This window comes from Pseudolysinimonas sp. (assembly GCF_044239695.1).
Classification (GTDB): domain Bacteria; phylum Actinomycetota; class Actinomycetes; order Actinomycetales; family Microbacteriaceae; genus Pseudolysinimonas_A.
Genome location: NZ_JBIIAW010000013.1, coordinates 22,356 through 45,598, shown reverse-complemented (window position 1 = coordinate 45,598; position 23,243 = coordinate 22,356). Strand labels below are relative to the sequence as shown.

The window sequence follows — 23,243 nt, the reverse complement described above, 5'->3', positions numbered from 1 at the left end:
CCGATCGCGGCATACGCCTTCCTCGGCGCGTCCGGAAGCACCGTCTACAGCCTTCCGCTCACGCAGGATCAGAACCTTCCGTGGCCGGGTTGGAGCACGGAGCGTCTCGTCGGCTCTTTGCCGTCGGGGACGGCGCTGCCGACTGCGGCGGACGCGGTGCAGTTGGTCGTCGAGGTCGACGGTCCGGGAGAGGTCTTCACCTGGATGACCAACGCCTTCGGGCAGCCGAACAACCGCTACATCGACACGACGACGCCAGCGGCGGATGTCATCCCGATCTCGCGCAGTGCTCACGTGCACACGGCGTGGGCGTTCACCGAGGTCGGCGACTATCGCCTGACGGTCACGCCGACGGCGACGACGACGGCGGGCGAGACGCTCACGGGAGCAGCGGTCACCTACCTCATCCACGTCGGACCGCTCGCGGATGCGGCACCGCGCGCGATTCAGGAACCCGTTCTCACCGGAGCGGCGGGCGTCGGCGAGACGCTCACCGTCGAGGCGGCGACCTGGTCGCCCACCCCGCACCGCGTCGAGACGACCTGGCTCGTCGATGGCGTGGTCATCCCGGGGGCGGCAGGCGCGAGCTACACGCCGACCTGGGCGGATCTCGGGCACGAGGTGTCGGCCCGCGTGTCGGCCACGATCTCGAACGCGAGGACGTCGGTCGAGACCACTCCGGTCGTGATCGTGCCGGGTACCGCTCCGCAGCACTCCGATGAGGAGCCCCTCACCGACGACGAGCTCGACGACGCCCCTCGGGGTTCGGTGACCGCTGGCGAGGACACGGTGACGTCGGGGACCCCGCTGAAGATCGGCGTCGGGATTGCGCGGGCGGGCGACTGGATGTCGGTCTGGCTGCACTCCGAACCGATCTGGCTCGGCTGGGCGCAGGCGGATGCCCAGGGTGATGTCACCGTCATGGTTCCGGCCGACGTCCCGCTCGGCGCGCACCGGATCGTGGTGAAGGACGAGTTGGGCGAGCCGGTCGGGTGGGCCCCGGTGACCATCGAGGCGCCCGTGGCCCCCCCGGGCGGCACGACGCCGATCGTGGCGCCGGCGAACCAGTGCGTCGCGGGAGCCACGATCCTCTCCTCCGGGCATGTCGACATCTCGTCACGCGTGGTCGGTGGCCGGTTGCAGACACTCGTCGGGGACGACACGACTGGTGCCCGGGTCTATCGGGAACCGTCAGGAACGGTGCTCTGGGTGAAGCCGAGCGCGGCGGTCCAGTTGCCCGCCGGGCTCTCCCAGGTCGGACCGGCCGGCTCGACGCAGTGGATCGCCCCGCAGTCTCAGACCCGCGATCTCGTCTGGCTGGGCTGGAGCACGGAGGCCCTCAACTCCGCGAACTCCGCGTCGCCGGTCACCTGGAGCATCACCGGCGTCTCAGGGCCCGGGGCGGTCAAGGTCTACACGACCGGCAGCTTCGGCGGCATCCAGTCGATGATCTTCAACGGCAGCGGCTCCACCGACATCCCCCTCGGCGTGCACGTGCACGCGAACTGGGCGTTCAGCGAGCCGGGGGTCTACCGCATCGCGATGACACAGTCGGTCGTGCTGGCGAGCGGGCAGCGCTCGTCCGACAGCGAGACCTTCACGATCGCCGTCGGTGACGTCGACCCGGCCTCGGCTGCGCGCGGCGGTTCCGGATGCGGCATCATCTCGGCGGCGCTTCTCGCCGACGACGAGATTGTCGACGGCGCGGCGGACGCCACGACGGCCGAGGCCGAAGCCGAGGGCGGAGTGCGTCCAGGGGCGAGAGACGGCGAGGAGCAGACCGGGGGAAGCATCCTGAGCGGCGACACCGCCGTGCCTGTTCTGCTCGGTGTGCTCGGCGGACTTCTCGTGCTCGCCACCGGTGCCGGCGGCTTCCTCCTGTGGCGACGGCGATCCGCCGCCGGCTGAGCTTCGCGATCGCGGCCGTGGCAGCAGTGGCTCTGCTGTCCGGCTGCGTCGCGAAGCCGGTCCTCTCGACTGCCGGTGACCGGTTGCGGGTGGTGACGACGACCGGGCTACTGGGTGACCTCGTCGCGCACGTCGGCGGGGACGAGGTAGAGGTCGCCGCGATCGTGCCCGATGGCGCGGATCCCCACAGTTATGAGCCGACGTTTCGGGATGCGCGGAACGTCGTCTACGCCGACGTGGCGTTCTCGAACTATGCGCTGCTCGAGGAACATTCGATCATCAAGACCCTCGACGCGAACCTGCGCGACGACGCGATGTCGGTGTCGCTCGCCGAGGAGGCCGTCAAATACGCCGCCGAGATCATCCCTCTCGTCGAGAACCTCAATCTCGACACGATCTGGCTCGGTCTGCGAGTGCGCGGCGAGGGTGGCCAGTACGGCGCGACGCGCGCCTCCGAGGTGGTGTTGACGGGCACCGACGTCGAGGGGCCGGGGGATCTTTTCGCCTACCTGACCGGCAGTTTCGGAGACACCGACATCTACCTCGACTCATCGGACGGGTTCGATGCCGCGAACGGATACCGCGACGACTCGGTGGCGTTGCCGGCCAACGCCCACACCCACCTATCGTGGGCATTCTCCGAGCCCGGCATCTACCGGCTCACGATGGAGGCGAATCTCAGGGTCGATGCCACCTCGCAGCCCATCCCGGTCGGGTCGGGCACCTACACGTTCGCGGTCGGAGTCGATCCCTCGCGCGCGGGCATCGATGACCCCGTCGTGCTCGAGTCGGGGCACGCCGACCTCTCTGTCGATCTCGACGACCGCGAACTCGTCGTCGTCCACGACCCGGAGGGCCATCACGGGCAATCGGTGCACGACAGCACTCAGGTGGTGATCTGGGTGCCGCCGAAGGCGCTCGACGAGATTCCGGCGGGGGCGCAGTTCCGTTTCCTCGGGCGTCCCGGCGACGACGTCTACCAACTGCCGCAGGCGGTCCTCGGCAAGCACGTCCACGGCGAGATCGACCCGCACCTGTGGCAGGACGTCCGCAATGCGATGGCCTACGTGCGCCTCATCCGCGACACGCTCGTCGGCGCCGATCCGGAGCACGCCCGGGAGTACACCGCGAACGCGGCCGCTTATCTCGCCGAGCTCGAGGCGACCGACGACTACGTGCGGGCGACGATCGCCGAGATCCCGGTGCCGTCGCGCCACTTGGTGACCACCCACGACGCCTTCGGCTACCTCGCCCACGCCTACGGGGTGAGCATCGCCGGCTTCGTCACCCCGAATCCCGCGACGGAACCGTCTCTCGCCGATCGCCGCAAGATCACCGAGACACTCCGCGCACTGGACATCCGCGCCGTCTTCTTGGAGCCCAACCTCGCCGCCCGGTCCTCGACCCTGGTGGAGGTGGCCACGCAGCTCGGGATCCAGGTGTGCTCCATCTACAGCGACACCTTCGACGAACGCGTCGACGGCTACGTCGAGATGATGCGCGCCAACGCCGAGTCCCTTCGCGACTGCCTCACCGAATAGGAGTCTCTTCATGCTCACTCGCCTTACCCCCGCGGTCGCCGCCGCGCTGACGGTCGTTCTCGTCGTCATCGGCCCGGCTGCGGCGCAAGACGATCCCGAACCCGACCCCAACCTCGACCAGCAGATCACCGACTCGCAGCCCATCGTCGACGGCGAAGCCGTGCTCGACGCGGGGCACGTCGATCTCGGCCCGCGGTACCTCGACGGCACCTGGACCCTCCTCGTGCATGACGATGTCGCCCGTGCCGAGGCGGGAGCGCAGAGTGTGTGGCGCCACCTCGAGCAGACGGTGCTGCAGGTCGCCGATGCCGCACGTCAGGTGGTTCCCGACGACGGGGCGTATGAATTCCTCGGTGTCGCGCCAGGGGACGAGGTCTTCGTGGTGCCGCAGTCTCAGAACCCGGATGTCATCTGGCTCGGCTGGAACACGCAGGATCCGGACGTGATGGCAACGATCGACCGCGGCGTGACACTCTCGCTCAGCGGAGTCGAGGGACCGGGCGACGTGCACGTGTTTCTGCAGTCGGGCGCCTTCGGAGACCCCGACCCGCTGTGGGATTCGCGGCTCGACGAGGCCCAGCCGCTCTGGGTCGATGTGAATACGCATACGCACGCCAACTGGGTCTTCACCGAGCCCGGGATCTACCTGATCCAGCTCACGGCCGAGGCGGACCTCCTCGACGGCAGCACCGTACGCGACACCCGCGAGTTGCGGTTCGCCGTGGGAAGCACCGACCCCTCGGATGCCCTCGCCGCGGTCTGGGCGGGTGGCGGGCCCACGATCGACGAGGATGCCGGAAGCGGGTCCGAGCCGGACGGCGCATCCGCTGACCCGCTCGTCGCGTTTCTCCTCGCCGCGATCGTGCTGGCTGCCGTGCTGGCTGCCGTGTTCATCGTGATCGCGGCGCGCTCGGGCGCGGCGAAGCGGCGTGGTCTCTCGCGCGAGTCGCAGTCGTGACGCCGGGCCAGGCAGCCCTCGTGATCGACGACGTGAGCGTCGAGCTGGCGGGCCGCCGAGTGCTGGAGCACGCGTCGCTGGGGGTGGCGCGCGGCGAGTTCGTAGGACTCCTGGGTCCTAACGGCGCCGGCAAGACGACACTGTTGCGCGCCGCGCTGGGGCTGATCCGGCCGGTGGGCGGTTCGGTGACGGTCGAAGGGCGGCCATCGCGACCCGGGCGCGCCGCCGTCGGGTACGTTCCGCAACGGCACGACGTCGCCTGGGACTTTCCGATCTCGGTGGCGGACACGGTGATGACCGGGCTCACCGGGCGCGTCGGGCTGTTCCGTCGCCCGGGCGCGACCGACTGGGAGGCGGTCGCAGACGCGCTCGATCGGGTCGCGATGTCCGACCTCGCCGATCGGCCCCTCGGGCAACTCTCCGGCGGTCAACGACAGCGTGTGCTTGTCGCACGCGCCCTGGCGCTTCGCCCGGCGGTCATGTTGCTCGACGAGCCGTTCACCGGGCTCGACGTGCCGACTCAGGAGCTGCTATCGGCGCTCTTCGCAGAGCTCGCCGCAGAAGGGCGAGCGGTGCTGATGACGACGCACGACATCGTCGGAGCTCTCGACGGCTGCGACCGCATCGTGCTGCTCAATCGCACCGTCGTTGCGAGCGGGACGCCGCGTGACCTCGCGCTCGACTCCGAGTTGTGGATGTCGACGTTCGGGGTCAACGCCGAGAGCTCGCTGCTGAAGGTACTGAGGGCCGTCGCGTGAACCCGATCGACTTCCTACTCGACCTGCTCAATCCCGACCTCGCCTTCCTGCCCAGGGCGCTTGCGATCGCTGTCATGTCGTCGGTCGTCTGCGGCGTCGTCGGATCGTTCGTCGTGCTGCGCGGAATGGCGTTCATCGGCGACGCCGTCGCCCATGCCGTTTTCCCCGGTCTCGCCGTCGCCTTCGTCGTCTCGGGCAACCTCGTGCTCGGCGGAACGATCGCGGGAGTCATCACCGCGGTACTCGTCGCGGTTCTCTCGCAGAACCGTCGACTGAAGGAGGATTCCGTGATCGGAGTGCTTTTCGTCGCCGCCTTCGCTCTCGGAATCGTCATCATCTCCCAAGCACCCGGATACGCCGGCAGTCTTCAGCAGTTCCTCTTCGGATCGATCACCGGCATCCCCGACAGCGACCTTGTCGTGGTCGCCGTCACCGGCATCCTCGTGCTCGGAATCGTCTTCTTGTTGCACAAGGAGTTCGTCACGATTGCGCTCGATCGGGAGTCGGCGCGCGCGCTCGGGGTTCCGGTGTTCGCACTCGACCTCGTGCTCTACGTCCTCGTCACCCTCGCGGTGGTGATCAGCGTGCAGACGATCGGCAACATCCTCGTACTCGCCCTCCTGATCGCTCCGGCGGCCACGGCCCGGCTGCTGACGGAACGGCTCGTCGTCATGATGGCGTTGGCGCCCGTCATCGGCGGCCTGGGCGCGCTGCTCGGGATCTATGTCTCCTGGTCATGGGATCTGCCGACCGGGGGCACGATCGTGCTCCTGCTCTCGGCGACCTTCCTCGCCGCGTGGCTTCTCTCTCCGCGGCACGGCCTTCTCTCACGTCGACTCAGGCGGCGAGTCCTCACGGCAGAAGTTCGGAACGTCGATGTAAGCGGCTAAGCGTCTCGACAGTCACTCGCACGCGATCCCGTCGTTGTCACGGTCGAGCTTCGGCGCGTAACCGGGTTCTCCTCGACGTATCGGCGCGGCCCCGGCGGCACGCGCGGCCGTGCAATTCTCGTAGTACGCGTAGCCTCCTCCCGCGACCGGTGCCGGACGGGGCTGCTCGGCGTAGAAGGTCGCGCCGCCCGCGGAGGTGAGCTTGGTTCCCGCGGCGGGCGATTGGCTCACGACGACGCCGCTTCCGCTCCCTGACGCTGTCACGCCCGCCGCGGCCAGTGTCGCTTCCGCGGACGTCGGGTCCATGCCGACGACACTGGGCATCACGAGTTCGGCAATGCAGGTCACCGCCGTGCCGATCGGCACGGGGTCACCCGCGGCGGGTGACTGGCTTGTCACAGTGCCTTTGCCGGAACATGTCGCCAAGAGCCCAACGGCTTCGAGAGCGGACGTCGTCGCGGTCACGGCCTGCGCGGTGCTTGGAGAGTGGAAGAGCCCCACAAGTCCAGGCATCACTGTCTTGGGCCAGATCAGATCGACGCGGATCGTCTGCTCGCACAGGATGGCCCGGCCGGATTCCGGCGTCAGTGACGCGACCGACCAGCCCGCCATCTGCTCCGCTGACGGCGGGCGCACGCCACGAAGCGCATCGGGGTTCTCGGGGAAGGTCGTCACGATCGTGGGATCGAGCGCGCATCCGTCTGCGGTCTCATCGAGCGCCTCGAGCACCGATACGAGCACCGGTGATTCAGGAGCGGGCACGGTGGTCAGGGGCGCGGTCAACACGAGTCCGACCTCGGATCCGGCATCGACACGTTGTGATGGATTCGTGAGCTGATCGCACACGATCCACGAGTCGTCGGGAGAGAGAGTCTCGTGCCGGAGTCGCGTGAAGATCGGGTCGAAGGTGAAGCCGGTGTCTTCCTCGAGCTCGGTCGCTCTCAGGGTCTCGGTATCGCCCGAGAATCCTTCGGGGACGCACCACACGTGAGCCTGCTTCTGGTGGAGGCAGTTCGCGCTCAGTGCCTGCCGAGCTTCCGAGAGCGTCATCCCGGTGAGGTCGGGGACGGTACGTCGAGCCGGCTCCACCTCGAGCCCGACCGCCGCTTCCGCAGGAACGACACGGTTCCCAGCGGTGGTCGACTGGTGGGAGATCACGTAGCAGTTCGGGTCCAGTGACGGATCCGGCGGCTCAGCGCCCTCGACGTGGATGTCCGATCGTTCCAGCTGCTCGATCCCGTCGGCGAGTGGCAGGCCGATCACATCGGGCATGACGACCCGGGTAGAGTCCCACGCCGCGTAGGCGCCGCCCATGCTGGAGAAGGCCAGGACGGGGACGAGGATCGCCGCAGGGAGAAACGCGCGGCTCCGGCGGAAGGCTCGCCACCGCCCGGTGATGACGGCGCCGGGGGTCGGAACCCGCGTGGCTGGCACGGAAGCCGTGGAGGCCGAGCGCGGGCGGCTCAAGAGTGGCGCCCGCGTCACAGGTCGCATTCGACGGATGCGACGCAGGACGGCCGTGAAACTCTGAACCAGGCGCGTCCGTCGCCCCCGCTCGAAGAAGGCAGCGACGAGCGGGGAAGGTCGGGCACCATGGTTGCATTCTGGCGGCGCCAAGCAGGATGCGATAGCGCTTCGCGCGGCTCTCCGGGCAGCTACCCCTGACGCTCAGGCGGAGGCGAGCACCTTCCGGGCGGTCGCCCGCGCCGAGATCGCGAACGCGATCAGCACGACACCGGCGATGATCGCGTAGATGCCGATGACGAGCACGAGCGCCGAGATCGCGTTCCCCGGACTCACCACTGCCATCACGGCGAGGGCGATGCCGAAGAGCACGCTCAGCGCGGCCGCCACGTACGCCCAGGTCTTGCGGCCGCCATCCGTCATCGCGTGGGCGGCGCGGAAACCGGCGACGCCGGTGACGATCGCCCAGAAGGCGATGAGGTAGATGACGATGAGGGCGCCGAAGACGCCGGTGAGCACGGGGAAGAGCGCGGCGACGATTCCGGCGAGCACCGAGAGGATGCCCTGCACGAGCAGCCAGCCCCAGCGCGACGAGCGGGAGCGCATCCGGATGGCGTGGGCGATGGTCGTGACGCCGTCGAGGATCGCGTAGACCGCGAACAGGATGGCGAGGGCGACGAGGGTCACGTCGGGGAAGGCGATCGCGAAGATGCCGAACAGCACGGCGAAGATGCCGCGCAGCAGGATCATCCACCAGATCGCTTTGCCGACGGCGGCGAATCCGGCGAGGTCGGGGGCGGCGTTCGTCGAGGAGCTCATAGCGCCGAGCCTAGCCACGCCCGTCCGGGGTGGTAAGACTCATCGCGTACTCGACGAAGGTGACTTTTCCGGGCGACGTGTCATCGACGTCGGCGTCGACCGACGCGCTCAACAGGTCGAAGAGTCCCTCGTTGACGAGGTCGAGTTGCGAGTGGGGCGCGGTGAGCGCGGCACCGGCCGACACCGCCGACAGCACCGCCGAGAGGTTGGCGGCATCCACGTGCGGGCGCACCATGCCGGCCTCCTTCATCTGTTCGATGAAGGAGGTCCGCATCCCGAACTCGGGGACGTAGGCGAAGCCGTGGGTCGAGCGCATGATCGTGTTGAGTCCGTCGCGGTCGGCGAGGTAGAGCGCGCGCACGAGGGGTCGCTCGTAGACGCCCGAGATCGTGTACCGATAGATGTGCGACAGCAGCCCGCCGCGCGGGTCGCGCTCGATGTCGTCGAGGATGTCGCGCCACAGCGCCATGAACTCGCGATTGAGCATCGACACGAGAAGATCCTCGAGGGATCCGAAGTGGGCGAGCACCTGATCCTCGGACATCGCCGCCTGCAGCGCGATCCGGGGGATCGACACCGCGTCGAAGCCGTCCTCGGTCACCAGATGGGATGCGGCGTCGAGAAGCTCGTCCAGCCCTGATTCGTCCACGTACGATCCTCTTCCCCCAACGCGTTTCACTCTACGGGTCGCCTCCTTCCCAGGCTGGCCTCAGAGGACGGGTCCACGGGTGGGGAGGCGGGTGATTCGCGGGTGTGGATATCTCGCAGAACGCCCGTGGTGCGTCGGTACGGTGGGGCCATGCGAAGGGTTGTCGGTGCGGTGGCGGTGCTCGGGATGCTCGCGCTCTCCGGATGCGGCGGCGGCGATCCGCTCCCCACGTTGCCGCCGACTCCCTCGTCCACCCCGGTGTTCGCGTCGGAGGAGGAAGCGCTTGCGGCGGCGGAAGCCGCATATTCGGCGTACTTGGAGATGTCGAACTTGATCTCCAGCGAAGGTGGAGTGGATCCGGAACGGATCGCGCCATTCGTGACGGCGGACCAGTTGTCTGACGAGCTAGACGGATTCGCATACTTCGCGGACAACGACATCCGTTCCGTCGGCAGTTCTCGCGTGACGCGAGTACTTCTCCAGCAGTATGGCGAGGTGCAGGGTGACGTGGAGATCACCTTCTACGCGTGCGTGGACGTCAGCAATGTCGTGATCGTGGATGGAGGCGGGAACGACGTAACGCCCGTAGATCGAGATTCGTTGGTCGCTCTCGAGGTTTCGATGACCGGAGACTCCGACCCTCTACTAGTTTCGGACAGCGACCAATGGTCAGATTCACAGTTCTGCTTCTCGTAGCGGCGGCTTTGGTCCTTGCGCCCGCGGGGTCTGCCGTCGCCGGGCCGAATGAGTGCGTGGGCTCTTCGGTCCTCGTCGGATGCCCGAACGTTGGCGGGAGTTCCAACGGCTCGTCCGTGACATTGACGGGTGACGCCTCCCAACCAGGACAACCCGGCAGCGGCTCCACGGGGAGCGGCGGAGCATCCGCTCCTCCCCAGATCCTCACTCCGGCGGCGCGCTGCTTCATCACCCATCAGGTCGACCCCTCCGCGTGCAACGCACCGGCAGAGGAGGAGGCGATCCCGACGATCACGATCCGCGACATCGCGACCTTCTTCCCGACCCCGGGGCGTCAGCGGATGGAACCCGACGGGTGGACGGTCGCCGGGCTCGACACGAACTTCTACGCGATCACCGGCGTGCACGTGGTGAATGGGACGCTGCTCGGGCGTCCGGCCGACGTGCGGTTCACCCCGACCTCCTACCGGTGGGCCTACGGCGATGGCACGGCGGCGACGAAGGGGACGAAGGGCGGCACCTGGGCGTCGCAGGGCGTCGCGGAGTTCGAGCCGACCCCGACCTCCCACGTGTACGAGCAGCTCGGGGATTACACGATCACCCTGTCGATCGTCTTCACCGCCGAGTACCGTTTCGCGGGCGGCCCGTGGCGGCCGGTCGTCGGCACCATCACGTTGCCGGCGAACGACCTGCACATCCGGGTCGGCACCGCGAAGACGGTGCTCGTCGAGCATGACTGTCTCGCCAACCCGTCGGGCCCGGGATGTTGACGCAACCGAAGTAGGCTCCCAGCGCGGCCATAACGGACGCACAGGATTCGGCGAGAAGCTGGCTCCGCCGAAAGGAGCACTCGATGTCCGAGTCAGACCCGAATTCCACCCCTCGCCCCGAAGCCGCTGCGCCCGAGGGAACCCCCGCGGCCACGCCCGCTACCCCCGCTCCGGACGCCTCCACGCCGACTCCGCCGGTCGCCTCGCCGCCCCTCGAGCCCCCGCAGGCCAGCACACCCCCGACCCCCTCCACCCCGGAGGCTGCCGCCCCCCGACGCATCGGAGCGGGCGCCCTCGTGGCCGTCGCCGCGGCCGCCGCGCTCGTCGGCGGCGCCTCCGGTGCCGGCATCGCCGCCTGGGCGGTCTCGACGAACGTCGCCGCCGACCAGAGCAGTGCCGAGCCGCAGACGATCACCGTCAACGACCCCGACTCGGTCAACGTCGTCAACGCCGTCGCCGCGAAGGCGGGACCCTCGGTCGTGACGATCGCGGTCAGCTCGCAGAGCGCCGCCGGTACCGGCTCCGGCGTCATCCTGAGCGAAGACGGCTACATCCTCACCAACAACCACGTCGTCACCCTCGACGGCGCATCGGGTGACGGCACGATCGAAGTCACCACCGCCGACGGTCACATCTACCAGGCCGAGATCGTCGGAACGGACCCGATCGTCGACCTCGCCGTGATCAAGCTCGTGGATGCCGACGGCCTCACCCCGATCGACTTCGGGGATGTCGACGCCCTCGACGTCGGCGACCGCGCCGTCGTGATCGGAGCCCCGCTCGGTCTGGCCAACACCGTCACCGACGGCATCATCAGCGTGCTCAACCGCAGCATCCAGATCGCCTCCTCCGCCGTCCCTGACGACGGAACCGACGACGGAACCGACGACGAGGGGTCGCAGGGGGGCCCGTTCAACTTCGACATCCCCGGGCAGGACACCACCACCAGCAGCGGCACGATCTCACTCCCGGTGATCCAGACCGACGCGTCGATCAACCCCGGCAACTCCGGAGGCGCGCTCGTCAACGACTCCGGCGAACTGATCGGGATCGTCGTCGCGATCGCCAGCGCCGGCGGGACGAGCACCACCGCCGGATCCATCGGGGTGGGCTTCGCCATCCCCGCCGACCTCGCGCAGCGCGTCGCCACCGAAATCATCGAGAACGGCACCGCGACCCACGGCCTGCTGGGGGCGACCGTGCGCGACGCGTCGAGCGCCGACGGCTCCACCGTCGGCGCCGTGATCGACGAGGTCACCGCCGGAGGTGCCGGAGCCGAAGCGGGCCTGCAAAAGGGCGACATCGTCACCGAACTCGACGGCGTGCAGATCACCGGAAGCGTCGACCTCACCGCCCAGGTGCGCCTCCACGGCGCCGGCGACGAGGCCGAACTGGTCTTCATCCGCAACGGCCAGGAGCAGACCGTGACGGTCACCCTCGGCGAGTATCAGGCGCAGTAGGTCGCACCATCGCGCGGGTCGACCAGGAGACGGGTCGGCCCGCGCGATAGGCTCGCGCCATGCCGAGCCGCCCGTCGTCCGGTGACTCGCCCACGCCCGTCTCCTACGTGATGCCCGTCCTCAACGAGGCGGGATACCTCGAGGCCGCCGTGGCGAGCATCGTCGCCCAAGACCACCCGGGCGAGTTCGAGATCGTGCTCGCCGTCGGCCCGTCGACGGATGGCACGGCCGACATCGTCGCCCGTCTCGCGAACGACGACCCCCGCATCCGTCTCGTCGAGAACGCGGGCATGGACATTCCGATCGGGCTGAACCTCGCGATCGCGGCGAGCCGGTATCCGATCATCGTGCGCGTCGACGCGCATACCGAGCTGGCGCCCGGCTACACGAGCCGCGCCGTCGCGACCCTCACCCGCACCGACGCGGCCAGCCTCGGCGGCGTGATGATCGCCACCGGCAGGCCCGGGCTGCAGGCCGCCGTCGCCCGGGCGTACAACAGTCGCTACGGTCTGGGCGGTGGGGCCTACCACGGCGAACAGGCGGCCGAAGGGCCGGCGGAGTCCGCGTACATGGGCGTCATGAAAGCGGATGCGCTGCGCGAGATCGGCGGTTTCGACGAGACCCTGCGCCGCGGCGAGGACTGGGAGCTCAACTACCGCCTCCGCCAGGCGGGTCACATCGTCTGGCTCGACCCGCAGTTGCGGGTGAGCTACTGGCCGCGCGACACTCTGCGCAAACTCCACCGCCAGTTCTTCGCGACCGGAGTGTGGCGCGGTGAACTCGTGCGTCGGCTCGGCGCCAGCAACCCGCTGCGCTTCTTCGCGCCTCCGATTCTGCTGATCTCGGTCGTGCTGTCGGCGGTGCTCCTCCCGCTGCACCTCACGGGCGTGCTGAGCGGCATCCTCGGCTGGATCCTCGCGCTCGCCTACCTCGGGCCGCTCGCCTACCTCGGCCTGCTCGTGGTCGCGGCGATCACGACGCCCGGGTCGCTCGCCGACCGGTTGCGGCTGATGGTCGTGCTCGCGACGATGCATCTGAGCTGGGGTGCGGGGTTCCTCGTCGGAGTGCTGCGCGGGGCACGGGATGTCGTCGACCGCTCCCGCACGGAGTCCTAGGGCAGCCAGCCCTCCGCGAGCATCCGCTCGACCACGCGCTGCCCGGCGGCGCCGTCGTCGCGCGGGGTGAAGCGCTCCCGCCACGCGGCCCGGCGCGCGGCGTACGGGGGCTGCCCGTCGGCGGCGGCGAGGATCGCCTCGCGCAGCTCGTCGCGCGTCGTCACGACCGGCCCCGGCGCCGACTCGAGCAGGTCGAAGTAGAAGCCACGGAGGTCGGTGCTGTAGTGCGAGAGGTCGGGGGTGAAGAACACGATCGGCCGACCGGTGCCGGCGAAGTCGAACATCACCGACGAGTAGTCGGTGACGAGCACGTCGGCGACGAGCAGCAGGTCGGCCATGTCGGGGTAGCTGGTGACGTCGACGAGGTTCTCGCCGAGCAGATCCTTCCCGTGGGCGAGGGTGCGGGAGTGTCCGCGGGCGAGCACGACGAAGCCGCTGCTTCCGTCGGAATCGGCCAGGTCCCGGGCGAACGCCGCGAGGTCGACGAAGTCCACCATCTCGGTGCGGTCGTCGCGCCAGGTCGGCGCATACAGCACCACGCGGGCATCCGCCGGGATGCCGATCGCCGCCCGCACCGCCGCCGCGCGCTCCGGGTCGTGCAGCACGTCGTTGCGCGGATACCCCTCCTGCCAGATCGGCTTTCGCATCGCGTAGGCGGAACGGAAGATCTCGGCGGAGTAGGGGTTCTGCGCGAGCAGCGCATCCCAGCGGTCTCGTTCGCGCGTCACCGCGATGCGGGTGCGGAACCCCACCTTCCGGTCGAGGGCGAGCTTCTTCAGCATCGTGCCGTGCCAGGTCTGCAGAACCTTCTGGTGCCGACGGCGGCGGTAGCGCTTGCGCACCCAGTCGTTGACGACGAGGGCGCGTGCCGAGGCGCGCACCCGCCACCACTCCCGCGATCCCTCGATGAGCCGCACCGCGCCGTCGGGCACCGCGACCGAGCCGTCGACGACGCTCCAGTACCGCGTGATGCCGGGGCGCAGCGCGGCGAGGGCGCGGTCGATGCCCAGCGGATTGCAGGATGCCGACTGACCGTAGAAGCTCTCGAGGAACACGGCGTCCTCGGGCGCCGGTCGCGAGTGCCGGTATTCCTGCTCGAGTCGCCGTTGGGCCACCGGGCCGCGCTCGTCGACCGTCAGCGGAGGGGCGACCGCGACGACGACGCCGCCGGCCCGGGATTCGATCGTCGCGCGGAACAGCTCGTGGTCGAGCACCGTCGACCCCGTCATCACGGTGCGCGACGACCAGCCCTCGTCGGTGGCGAGTTGCAGGCGGTAGCCGTCCGACGGCAGCGCGAGGTCGATGGCGCCCCACCGCGGCGCGAGCAGATCGAACTCCGCGACGGTGAGGTCGCCGAGCGGGGAGAGGATGCCCTCCACCCGGGCCCGTCGGCCTTCGAGCCGCGCCGCCGTCACGGGGCCCGAGATCGTGAGGCGCACCCTCGGCCCGTCCGTCGACTGGATCGCGACGATCGGCCGCTCCCGTACGGCGACCGCCGGGGCGTCGGCGCCGCGCGTGCGCGCGAGGATCTCGTCGAGCACCCGACCCGTCGCGCCGCCCGAGACGTCGACGTATTCGTCGCGGAGCCACGCGCTGTGCCGCAGGGCGGCCGGGTCGCCGTCGAGGGCGGTGCCGAGCAACTCGAGTGCACCCTCCCAGCCCGTGGTGTGCCGGCCGCCGCTGAACTCCCGGTAGGCGTCGTAGAGTCCGCGCCGCTTCGCATACGGTTCGAGGTCGGCGGCGAGGAACACGATCGGCCGGTCGAGCAGCGCGAAGTCGAACGCGATCGAGGAGTAGTCGGTGACGAGCACGTCGATCTCGGGCAGCACGGCGTTCACGTCGCGCACCCGGTCGGAGCCCAGCATCCGGATGCGGTCGCTGAGCGCCGGGCCGGCCGCGTAGTCGCCGGCACCGAGCGGATGGGCCCGCACGTAGAGCACGGCGTCTCGCGCGTCGAGCCACGCGGCGAGGGCCCGCCACTGCTCGGGCGTCGGGGTGGCGGGATCGGGATCGCCGTCGCGCCAGGTGGGTGCGTAGAGGATCGTGCGGGATCCCCCCGCCTCCAGCAGCGGCGCGGCCGGCGTCGTGAGGGCGTCGTCACGGGGATCGCCGGTCACGACGATGCGGTCGCGCGGCACCCCGAACGCCGACGAGATCCGGGCGGCGACCAGCTCCGAGGCGACCGGGAACAACCGGATGCCGCGGCCGGCGGCTCGGTACGCCCGGGCCACGACGGCGCGCACCAGGCGATGGTCGGGCAGGAACGAGACGCGCAGCGTCGCGGGGGAGTCGAGGTGCAGGCGCTTGAGCGGGATGCCGTGCCAGAGCTGCACCACGAAGCCGCCGCGCGTCGCGAAGCGGTTCACGTCGCCGAACCCGTGCGTGACGACGAGCACCCGGGCGCGGAGAGTCAGCCGGAAGCCGCGCCATCCGCTCTTCGGTGCGGCGTCGAGCCCGAGATCCTGCGCCTCGGCCAGTTCGGCGTCGGTCGTCGCGAGCCAGACCAGCCGGGTGCCGTCGTCGAGCCGTTCCCGCGCCGCCCGGTAGAGCGGCAGGGCGCCCTCACCCAGACCGATACCGGAGCCGAACACCCACAGCCGGTCGGTGCGGGGCACGACCAGGGTCGCGAGCGCCCCGAGCGCATACAGGGGGAGTCGCAGCAACTTGCGCGCGTTGCCGACTCCGAATGTGAATCTCGCCATGGCGGGAGTGCGGGACCCCTTCTCACCGCGCCATCGGCGGCACGGTCACGATTCTGTCACGGCGGCCCGGTGGTCCGGGGCCAGGGCGGACCGCGCGAGGTCGTGCTGGTTAGATCGACGGGGGAGGTTCCGATGGGACTGTTCGGTCGGCTGCTCAGCGACGCTCGCACGGCGATCAAGGTGCTCCGCAACGGGCTCCGCACCCGGCGGCGGCGCAACGAGGCGAACCGCTTCGCCGCCACCGACCCGCGGCCGATCCCCGGCAGCATCCAGATCGGCGTGTACTTCGCCGACACCCGGGTGAACCTGTACCAGATCCGCCAGTGGTACGCGCCGCTCGCCGAACTGGCGAAGCACCGCGGCGTCGCGATCATCGCCCGCAGCCCCGGGGCGTACCTCACCCTCCGCGAGGAGTCGCCGGTGCCGGTGCTGTACCTCCGCACGGTCACCGACATCGAGGGCTTCCTCGAGCAGCAGGACCTCGCGACGATGCTCTACGTCAACCAGAACATCAAGAACTTCCAGATGTTCCGCTACGGCCGGATGTGGCACGTCTTCATCAACCACGGCGAGTCCGACAAGATCTACATGACGTCGAACCAGTACAAGGCGTACGACTACGCCTTCGTCGCCGGTCAGGCCGCACTCGACCGGCTCGCGAAGAAGCTGTGGAACTACGACGTCGCGAACCGGGTGATCGCGATCGGACGTCCGCAGTCCGACCACCTCGTGGATCACGTGCCGTTCGCCGGCAACGGTCGCACCGTCGTGTTCTACGCGCCCACCTGGGAGGGCGACCGGCCGACGATGGCGTACGGCTCGATCGCGTCGCACGGCGTCGCGCTCGCCGAAGCGGTGATCGCCTCGCCCGGTCATCGGCTGATCTATCGGCCGCACCCGCGCAGCGGCGTGAACTCGCGCGAGTACCGCGAGGCGAATCAGCAGATCCAGCGCATGATCGCCGCCGCCGACCCCGCCGCCGGTCACCTGTTCGACGCAGGCGGCGAACTCGGCTGGCAGATCGCCGTCGCCGATGTGCAGGTCACCGACATCTCCGCGATGGTCTACGACCGTCTCGCCACCGGCAAGCCGCTCGTGGTGACGCGCCCGGCATCCCCGACCGCGGAGGTCGACGAGAGCGGCTTCCTCGCCTCCGCCGAATGGATGTCGACCGCCGACCTCGCCGACCCGCTCGGGTTCCTCGACCGGGTGATCACCGACGAGGCGTCGCGGTCGAACCTCGCCTTCTGGGCGAACCACCACTTCGGCGACACGACGCCCGGCTCGTCGACGGCGCGTTTCCACGCCGCGATCGACCTCCTCGTCGAGCGCTGGCAGGAGCAGGCCGCCACTCACGTCGACCAGCCCCGGGTCGAGCACGACGCTCTCGACGACGAAGACGACTCCGACGAGGAGAGCGTGCCGCAGGCTGACTAGCCCGCAGGGACGAGGAGCTTTCGTCGGTAGGCGAGACGCTTCTGAGTCTCGGTGATGCGTCGGGATTCGAACGGCAGCCGCTCGAGTATCCCGTGCACGCCTGCGGTGGAGTCGAGCATCCGATCGATCTCCTTCTCGGCGAGGGATTGACCCAGACCGATGTCGTTCGCGAATCGAAGAAGGACCCGGCGCGACAATCCGTCTGTGCGACCTTGGATCTCGAGAGCGAACGTCAGGTCGTCGTACAGCATCGTCGAAGGCAGGTCGTATGCGGGTGCGACGACGCGTTCCCCGTCCTCACGCTCGAGAACCGAGAGGTTCTTGGCGTGGAGATCGCCGTTGCCGGTGAGCCACGCGAACAGGACGTGACGGAAGACATCGCGCGCGGCGAAGGGCGGTGCTGTGGTTCGCCCGATCACCGCGAGGGCGACCTCCTCCATCGTCACGTTGTATTTGTCGGCCGGCCACCGATCCAGCAGCTGGCAGGCGTCTTCGACCGCGAGCCGACGCGGGTTGTCGCGCGTTCCGACTCGATCGAACCTCTCGACCAGCAATCCGGGCCGGTCGTCAGCATCGCGATACACGGACGCAGCTACGGGTCGAAGCCGCGCGGATTGCGCCAGGTCGATGAATGCCTTCTCGTTCTCGACCACGTGGGGAAACTCGGGGGGCGAGAGCTTGAGGATGTAGCGCATCCCGCCCCGCCGAACGGGGAGCGAGAGCACTCTCGCCGATACCTTCTCTTGAACTCCGGCGAGTCCCGCCGGATCGACGATGCCCGCATCACTGAGAAGGTCGGAGAAGAGTGTCTCCGAGAAGTCCTTCGCGACAGTGACAGCTGCCCTTCCCTCATCGGGAACCGACCCGGTCGGTACGACCTGAACATCCCCGACGGTGTCGCCACCGATGGCGAGAAGGAGTGACAGCTCGTCGTCGGCGGACGCTTTCAGGCTGCGCTGAAGGTTGGTGAGGCGACGCCCCTCCGGGAGAAGGCCCGCGAAGAACGGCGGGACGGCTCCGGCAGGCGTGAGACGAGGCTCGGCCGTCAACGGCAGAGTCGAGGCAACGGGAGGGCCGCCGCGGTTCAGGTAGACCTCGGTGTACCGGAACTCGACTCCATCGTTCCGTCGAATGAGGCGGGCAGCCAACGTGCCGCCCTTGTAGACGTCCGCGTCTGTCATCGATTCTCGATCGCGTGAACGACGTCGATCCCGAGCGCTGCCAAAACGCGGAGGACGATGTCGAGTCGGGTCGTCGTCTTGCCCGACTCCAGGGCGGAGATCGATCGGCGGGACACTTCGGCAAGGTCGGCCAGGTCTTGCTGAGTCGCGTCGAAGCTCTTTCGTCGCGCCGCGACGAGTTCGCCGAGCCGCAACGCGGCGGCGGCCAGCTCTTTCTCGTTCATCCGACTCCTTGTGCGCGATCGTGCACATTCTTGCGCTCTTCCGCGATCTTACGTCACTTGTGCATGATTTGAGCACGATCGTGCTCAAATTGAGCGATGCGTTTCGTGGTGGTCATCAGGTCCTCGGAATGTGCACGATCGTGCGCGCGCACCTATGGCGGCTACGAGGCGTCGAGTGACAGGGAGTTCTAACTCGCGGGCGGCAGCATCGGGAACTTGTCCCGGCCGCGGGGCAGAGCCTTCGGCTTGGGGGCCTTGGGCTGCTTCGGCGTTGCGAGCTCCTTGGGCTTCTTCGGCGGCTTGACCGCCTTCGGGGCGCGCGGGGCTTTCGGCGGCTTGACCACGGCATCCAGCGACTCGGGGAAGGCCGCCGGGGCCGGGCCGAACGCGGTGCGCGAGGAGTTGACGACCCGGCGGCCGAGCAGGTGGTTGCCGCCGCCGCCGACCACCGCGCCGATCCCGAACGGGATCATCCGGCCGACCACCGAGCTGCCCTGACTCACCGCGAACTTGCGCACGAACATCTTCTGCACCCGGTCGGCGACCGACGCGAACGCCGCCGACGGCAGGCTCTTGGTCACCAGTTCGCCCCAGAAGGCGCTGCGGGTCTGCGAGCCGCCGGCGACCTGGCCGGCGAACTGACGGATGAGGTCCTGGCCGCCGTTGCCGAGCATCATCGTCATCACGAGCGTGCGGGCGCGTTCCCGGTCGACGACCGCGATGCCGTGGATCTCGGTGACCGACTGGGCGAAGAGCGCGGTCGCCTCGAGGAACCCGGCGGTCTCCACTCCCGAGAGCACGACCGACGTGGCGATGCCGACCGCGGGAATCGCCGCCGAGGCCCCGACGAGCGCGCCCCCGGTCGTCACCGCAGTCAGGTAGCGCCGTTCGAGGATGGCGATGATCTGCGTCGGGGTGGCGTCGGGGCGTCGCGATCGGATGCTGCGGATGTGGGCGAGCACGACCGGCCGCTGCACCGACAGGAGCGCGTCGAAGCCCCGCTCCGCCGTCGACGGGATGCGGGGAGCGGCAATCGGTTCGAGCTCGTCGGCCATGTCCGATCACCGTACTTCAGGCGATGGGGCTGCAGTCAGCCCTTGACGCCGGAGGCTGCAGTCAGCCCTTGACGCCGTAGTCGTCGTTGTACCGCTTCACGACATCCGTGATCGGGCCGTCGAGCACGAGTCGACCCTTGTCGAGGTACAGCCCCCGGGTGCAGAACCGCAGCAGATCCTTCTCGCTGTGCGAGACGAAGAACAGGGTGCGACCGCCGGCCAGCAGCTCCTCGATGCGGGTGTAGCACTTCGCCTTGAACGCCGCGTCGCCGACGGCGAGCACCTCGTCGACGAGGATGATCGGCTCCTCGAGCCGGGAGATGACGGCGAACGCCAGCCGCACCTTCATCCCGCTCGAGAGGTGCTTGTAGGGGGTGTCGACGAACTTCTCGAGCTCGGCGAACGCGATGATCTCGTCGAACCGCTCGGCGATCTCGCGCGCCGTCATGCCGTGCAGGCCCGCGGTGAGGTTGACGTTGTCGCGCACCGTGAGGTCGTTCACGAAGCCGCCGGTGATCTCGATGAGCGGGGCGACGCCGCCGTCCACCGTCACCGTCCCTTCGTCGGGCAGCATCACCTGGGCGACCAGCTTCAGCAGGGTCGACTTGCCCTGCCCGTTGCGTCCGACGACGCCGATCGCCTCACCCGGCGCGACGTCGAACGTGAGGTCGCGCAGCGGCCAGAATTCGTCGGGCTTGCGGCGACGGGTGCGCCCGGCGAAGAGATCCTTGAAGCTGCGACGGGCGGCGCGATTGCGCGTGAATCGGATGCCGAGGTCGCGCACGCGGATGGCGCCCTCCACGGGGGTGCTCACCTAGATCTCCTTCAGCACACGCCGGATGCTGGCGCGGTAGACGAGGAAGCCGACGATCAGGAAGAGCACCGTCATGGCGGCGCTGATCGCGACCGCGAACCAGTCGAGCTCCTCCGGGAAGAACGCCGCACGGTAGAGCGAGAAGATGCCGGCGAGGGGGTTGAAAGCCCCCCAGAACTGCAGTTGCTCGGGCAGATCGCCGAGGCCGTCGATGATCGGCGACGCGTAGAAGAGGAACCGCAGCACCAGTTTCACGGCGCGCTCGAGGTCGCGGAAGAACACGACGAGCGGGGCGACGAGAAGTCCGATGCCGAGCGTCAGAGCGGCCTGAAGCGGGATGGCCAGCAGCCACCAGAGGGCTTCGACATGAAGGGTCGCGCCGGCGAAGATCACGAACAGCGCGAGCACCGGGATGCTGGCGACGAACTCGATCCCCTTGCTCAACACGAGCCGCGCCACCCAGATGGTGCGCGGGATCGTCGTCGACCGGATCAGCTTCGCTTCTCGGGTGAAGGCCCGGGTGCTGTCGGAGACCGCGCCGGTGAACCACATCCACGGCAGCAGCCCGGCGAGCAGGAACACGATGTACGGCTCATGCCCGACCCCGCGGCCGAAGACGACGGTGAAGACGAACCAGTAGATCGCCGCCATGACGAGCGGATCGAGGATCGACCAGAGGTAGCCGAGCGCACTCGTCGAGTAGCGCACCTTCAGGTCGCGCGTCGTCAGGATCCACAGCGAACGCCGGTAGCGCTCGAGCGGCGACCACCGTCTGCGCGCCTCAGGGCGTGCGGCGGCGTCGGTGGTCACGCAGCAACATTAGTCGCGCACGCGCGGCTCTCCTCAGACGAAGAGGTTGGCGCGCTCGAGGTCTTCGGCGAAGTCGATCTCGACCGCGTACAGGTCGGAGATGTCGACGGGCTGGAAGCGGAGGGCATCCTGCTCGATCGCGAGTTCGATCCCGCGCTCGAAGTAGTCCTGGTCGGCGACCTTCGACAGGTGACGGATCAGCGCCGCCTTGTCGTCGCGCGCGACGAAGTTGATGCCCACGGCCTCACCGAGTCCGCCGACGACGGTCTTCGACAGCTCCTTGATGTGGCCGTTCGCGTCGGTCGTGTACTTGACCTCTTCGTCGGACACCTTCGCGGTGTTGACGCTCACGAAGCTCTGGTTGCGGGCGACGAGATCGCCGGCGCGCACGAGGGCTTCGGGGTCGAACACGACGTCACCGTTCATCCACAGCACGCCGCCGTCCTTCGACGCCTGCAGTGCGCGGAGCAGCGACTTGCTCGTGTTGGTCTGGTCGTAGCGCTCGTTGTAGACGAACGTGGCGTCGGGGAAGGCCTCGACGATGTGCTCCAGCTTGTAGCCGACGACGATCGTGACGGCCACATCGGCGCCGAAGGCCTGATGGATGTTGTCGAACTGCTGCTGCATGATGCTGCGGCCGTCGCTGAGTTCGGTGAGGGGCTTCGGCAGCGAGCGGCCGAGACGGCTGCCCATGCCTGCGGCGAGGATCACGATCTGCGTCGTCATGGTCCGGTTCTCCTAAACGGTGGTGCCCGTCGAATGAAACGAGCGAGGGGGGGCCGCGCGATGAGGTGAACATTCACCTGCTGTTCACCGCGCGACCTTGTGCAAGACACCCCGTTGTGTCCCTGGATTCTATCGGCGGGCCTGTGGAAAACCCCAGGTGGTTGACACGACCGTTCCCGGATCGTGATGAAACTCCCTCGGAACTGCGGTTGATACGGTGGGTCCGTGGAATCAGACCGCGACGCCCCTCCCGCGGCCCGAAAAGGCCCCGGCGGGCGCTCGGCGGCGGCGCGTCCCGGAGGGGCACGTGGCGCGAGCAGCGCCAACTCCCGGCCCCCGGTCGCGATGACCGTCGAAGTCGTCGAGCCGGAAGTGATCGAGCCCGAGGCTGTCGACGGCCCTCCGGTCGTCGAGACGGAGGCGGCATCCACCGACCTGGCGGTGCGCACACCCAAGGCGGTCAAGCAGGCGCGCAAAGCGACCCCGCAGCCGGTCACGGCATCCGGAGCCGCGCTCTCGGTGCGCAACCTCTCGAAGCGCTTCGGCAGTCACCTCGCCGTCGACTCGGTCGACCTCGAGATCTCGGCCGGCACGTTCTACGGCTTCGTCGGCCCGAACGGCGCGGGAAAGACCACCACTCTCGCGATGATCACGGGGCTGCTGCGCCCCGATTCCGGCGTCGTGCGCATCCACGGAGCCGACGTCTGGCGCAACCCGGCCGTCGCCAAGAAGTCGCTCGGCGTGCTGCCCGACCAGTTGCGGCTCTTCGATCGGCTCACCGGCGCCGAGTTCCTGCACCACGCCGGCGCGCTGCGCGGACTCGACCGCGAGACGACCTCGCGCCGCATCGACGACCTCGTCGCCGGATTCGGACTGCGGCACTCCCTCGACCGTTTCGTGTCCGACTACTCCGCCGGCATGGTGAAGAAGATCGCGATCGCCGCGGCCATGATCCACTCGCCCCGCCTGCTCGTGCTCGACGAGCCGTTCGAATCCGTCGACCCCGTGTCGGCGGCGTCGGTCATCGCGATCCTCAAGAAGTACGCGGATGCCGGCGGCACCGTGCTGCTGTCCAGCCACAGCATGGGCCTCATCGAACGCACCTGCGACGCCGTCGCGATCATCGCCGCGGGCCGGATGCTGGCGGCCGGCCCGCTCGCGGAGGTGCTCGACGGCGAGAGCCTCGAGACCCGGTTCGTCGAGCTCGCGGGAGGCGCGACCGCCGTCGAGGGGATGGAGTGGCTGCAGAGCTACTCCGACTGATGC

Annotated in this window: 21 protein-coding genes; 11 read left to right on the top strand and 10 right to left on the bottom strand. The window is 68.9% G+C overall.

All coding sequences use genetic code 11. The features are described 5' to 3' along the window. The 5 genes from ACILQS_RS03810 to ACILQS_RS03790 form a co-directional block, all read left to right on the top strand. Window positions 1–1,908: TIGR03773 family transporter-associated surface protein (locus ACILQS_RS03810; RefSeq protein ID WP_395638773.1), on the top strand; the 1,908-nt coding region annotated here is incomplete at its 5' end. Continuing rightward, window positions 1,881–3,449: an anchored repeat ABC transporter, substrate-binding protein gene (locus tag ACILQS_RS03805; RefSeq protein WP_395638772.1), complete on the top strand. Its 1,569-nt coding sequence runs from the start codon at window positions 1,881–1,883 to the stop codon at window positions 3,447–3,449. The genes ACILQS_RS03810 and ACILQS_RS03805, both read left to right, overlap by 28 nt. Window positions 3,450–3,459: 10 nt before the next feature. Beyond that, window positions 3,460–4,407 carry a choice-of-anchor M domain-containing protein gene (locus tag ACILQS_RS03800; RefSeq protein WP_395638771.1) on the top strand — a complete coding sequence of 316 codons (948 nt, stop codon included), beginning with the start codon at window positions 3,460–3,462 and terminating at the stop codon, window positions 4,405–4,407. A gap of 20 nt (window positions 4,408–4,427) precedes the next feature. Then, window positions 4,428–5,165, top strand: coding sequence for an anchored repeat-type ABC transporter ATP-binding subunit (locus ACILQS_RS03795; RefSeq protein ID WP_395638770.1), 738 nt, complete (start codon window positions 4,428–4,430; stop codon window positions 5,163–5,165). Then, window positions 5,162–6,055: an anchored repeat-type ABC transporter permease subunit gene (locus ACILQS_RS03790; RefSeq protein WP_395638769.1), complete on the top strand. Its 894-nt coding sequence runs from the start codon at window positions 5,162–5,164 to the stop codon at window positions 6,053–6,055. Before ACILQS_RS03795 ends, ACILQS_RS03790 begins: the two co-directional genes overlap by 4 nt. 12 nt (window positions 6,056–6,067) lie before the next feature. Here the strand turns inward: ACILQS_RS03790 and ACILQS_RS03785 are convergent, their stop codons facing one another. The 3 genes from ACILQS_RS03785 to ACILQS_RS03775 form a co-directional block, all read right to left on the bottom strand. Further along, window positions 6,068–6,838, bottom strand: coding sequence for a PASTA domain-containing protein (locus ACILQS_RS03785; protein ID WP_395638768.1), 771 nt, complete (start codon window positions 6,836–6,838; stop codon window positions 6,068–6,070). Window positions 6,839–7,723: 885 nt separating this feature from the next. Then, on the bottom strand, window positions 7,724–8,338 hold the full coding sequence (locus tag ACILQS_RS03780) for an HdeD family acid-resistance protein (protein ID WP_395638767.1): 615 nt from the start codon (window positions 8,336–8,338) through the stop codon (window positions 7,724–7,726). Window positions 8,339–8,348: 10 nt separating this feature from the next. Continuing rightward, window positions 8,349–8,987 (bottom strand): TetR/AcrR family transcriptional regulator, encoded by a 639-nt coding sequence (locus tag ACILQS_RS03775; protein WP_395638766.1) that lies wholly within the window; start codon window positions 8,985–8,987, stop codon window positions 8,349–8,351. A gap of 150 nt (window positions 8,988–9,137) precedes the next feature. Between ACILQS_RS03775 and ACILQS_RS03770 the strand changes: the two genes are divergently transcribed. The 4 genes from ACILQS_RS03770 to ACILQS_RS03755 all read left to right on the top strand — a co-directional run bounded on the left by ACILQS_RS03770 (window position 9,138) and on the right by ACILQS_RS03755 (window position 13,028). After that, window positions 9,138–9,683 (top strand): hypothetical protein, encoded by a 546-nt coding sequence (locus ACILQS_RS03770; RefSeq protein WP_395638765.1) that lies wholly within the window; start codon window positions 9,138–9,140, stop codon window positions 9,681–9,683. A 116-nt stretch (window positions 9,684–9,799) separates the two neighbouring features. Beyond that, window positions 9,800–10,453, top strand: coding sequence for a PKD domain-containing protein (locus ACILQS_RS03765; protein WP_395638764.1), 654 nt, complete (start codon window positions 9,800–9,802; stop codon window positions 10,451–10,453). Window positions 10,454–10,536: 83 nt separating this feature from the next. Beyond that, entirely contained in the window at window positions 10,537–11,913 is a 1,377-nt protein-coding gene (locus ACILQS_RS03760) for a S1C family serine protease (RefSeq protein ID WP_395638763.1), read from the top strand. A 59-nt stretch (window positions 11,914–11,972) separates the two neighbouring features. Beyond that, the gene (locus ACILQS_RS03755) at window positions 11,973–13,028 is read left to right on the top strand and encodes a glycosyltransferase family 2 protein (RefSeq protein WP_395638762.1); all 1,056 of its coding nucleotides are present in this window, start codon (window positions 11,973–11,975) and stop codon (window positions 13,026–13,028) included. Here the strand turns inward: ACILQS_RS03755 and ACILQS_RS03750 are convergent. Further along, window positions 13,025–15,730, bottom strand: a complete 2,706-nt coding sequence (locus ACILQS_RS03750) for a CDP-glycerol glycerophosphotransferase family protein (protein ID WP_395638761.1) — start codon at window positions 15,728–15,730, stop codon at window positions 13,025–13,027. The two genes, ACILQS_RS03755 and ACILQS_RS03750, sit on opposite strands and share 4 nt — an antisense overlap. A gap of 132 nt (window positions 15,731–15,862) precedes the next feature. Here ACILQS_RS03750 and ACILQS_RS03745 point away from each other — a divergent pair, with 132 nt between their 5' ends. Continuing rightward, window positions 15,863–17,167, top strand: coding sequence for a CDP-glycerol glycerophosphotransferase family protein (locus ACILQS_RS03745; protein WP_395638760.1), 1,305 nt, complete (start codon window positions 15,863–15,865; stop codon window positions 17,165–17,167). Here ACILQS_RS03745 and ACILQS_RS03740 read toward each other — a convergent pair. The 6 genes from ACILQS_RS03740 to ACILQS_RS03715 form a co-directional block, all read right to left on the bottom strand. Further along, window positions 17,164–18,348 carry a type II toxin-antitoxin system HipA family toxin gene (locus ACILQS_RS03740; RefSeq protein ID WP_395638759.1) on the bottom strand — a complete coding sequence of 395 codons (1,185 nt, stop codon included), beginning with the start codon at window positions 18,346–18,348 and terminating at the stop codon, window positions 17,164–17,166. The two genes, ACILQS_RS03745 and ACILQS_RS03740, sit on opposite strands and share 4 nt — an antisense overlap. After that, the gene (locus ACILQS_RS03735) at window positions 18,345–18,572 is read right to left on the bottom strand and encodes a helix-turn-helix domain-containing protein (protein WP_395638758.1); all 228 of its coding nucleotides are present in this window, start codon (window positions 18,570–18,572) and stop codon (window positions 18,345–18,347) included. Before ACILQS_RS03735 ends, ACILQS_RS03740 begins: the two co-directional genes overlap by 4 nt. Before the next feature lie 188 nt (window positions 18,573–18,760). Then, entirely contained in the window at window positions 18,761–19,627 is an 867-nt protein-coding gene (locus ACILQS_RS03730; RefSeq protein ID WP_395638757.1) for a hypothetical protein, read from the bottom strand. A 61-nt stretch (window positions 19,628–19,688) separates the two neighbouring features. Then, on the bottom strand, window positions 19,689–20,441 hold the full coding sequence (locus ACILQS_RS03725) for an ABC transporter ATP-binding protein (protein WP_395638756.1): 753 nt from the start codon (window positions 20,439–20,441) through the stop codon (window positions 19,689–19,691). Further along, window positions 20,442–21,251: an ABC transporter permease gene (locus tag ACILQS_RS03720; protein WP_395638755.1), complete on the bottom strand. Its 810-nt coding sequence runs from the start codon at window positions 21,249–21,251 to the stop codon at window positions 20,442–20,444. It lies immediately after the preceding gene. A 33-nt stretch (window positions 21,252–21,284) separates the two neighbouring features. Further along, entirely contained in the window at window positions 21,285–21,977 is a 693-nt protein-coding gene (locus ACILQS_RS03715; protein ID WP_395638754.1) for an NTP transferase domain-containing protein, read from the bottom strand. A gap of 225 nt (window positions 21,978–22,202) precedes the next feature. Here ACILQS_RS03715 and ACILQS_RS03710 point away from each other — a divergent pair, with 225 nt between their 5' ends. Continuing rightward, a complete protein-coding gene (locus tag ACILQS_RS03710; RefSeq protein WP_395638753.1) occupies window positions 22,203–23,240 on the top strand; it encodes an ABC transporter ATP-binding protein in 1,038 nt (345 codons plus the stop codon). Window positions 23,241–23,243 lie beyond the last annotated feature (3 nt).

What these genes read in the sequence shown, in the direction of transcription:
- ACILQS_RS03800 (WP_395638771.1), top strand. Translation starts at nt 3,460, where the DNA reads ATGCTCACTCGCCTTACCCCCGCGGTCGCCGCCGCGCTGACGGTCGTT.
- ACILQS_RS03780 (WP_395638767.1), bottom strand. Translation starts at nt 8,338, where the DNA reads ATGAGCTCCTCGACGAACGCCGCCCCCGACCTCGCCGGATTCGCCGCC.
- ACILQS_RS03770 (WP_395638765.1), top strand. Translation starts at nt 9,138, where the DNA reads ATGCGAAGGGTTGTCGGTGCGGTGGCGGTGCTCGGGATGCTCGCGCTC.
- ACILQS_RS03760 (WP_395638763.1), top strand. Translation starts at nt 10,537, where the DNA reads ATGTCCGAGTCAGACCCGAATTCCACCCCTCGCCCCGAAGCCGCTGCG.
- ACILQS_RS03755 (WP_395638762.1), top strand. Translation starts at nt 11,973, where the DNA reads ATGCCGAGCCGCCCGTCGTCCGGTGACTCGCCCACGCCCGTCTCCTAC.
- ACILQS_RS03750 (WP_395638761.1), bottom strand. Translation starts at nt 15,730, where the DNA reads ATGGCGAGATTCACATTCGGAGTCGGCAACGCGCGCAAGTTGCTGCGA.
- ACILQS_RS03745 (WP_395638760.1), top strand. Translation starts at nt 15,863, where the DNA reads ATGGGACTGTTCGGTCGGCTGCTCAGCGACGCTCGCACGGCGATCAAG.
- ACILQS_RS03740 (WP_395638759.1), bottom strand. Translation starts at nt 18,348, where the DNA reads ATGACAGACGCGGACGTCTACAAGGGCGGCACGTTGGCTGCCCGCCTC.
- ACILQS_RS03735 (WP_395638758.1), bottom strand. Translation starts at nt 18,572, where the DNA reads ATGAACGAGAAAGAGCTGGCCGCCGCCGCGTTGCGGCTCGGCGAACTC.
- ACILQS_RS03730 (WP_395638757.1), bottom strand. Translation starts at nt 19,627, where the DNA reads ATGGCCGACGAGCTCGAACCGATTGCCGCTCCCCGCATCCCGTCGACG.
- ACILQS_RS03715 (WP_395638754.1), bottom strand. Translation starts at nt 21,977, where the DNA reads ATGACGACGCAGATCGTGATCCTCGCCGCAGGCATGGGCAGCCGTCTC.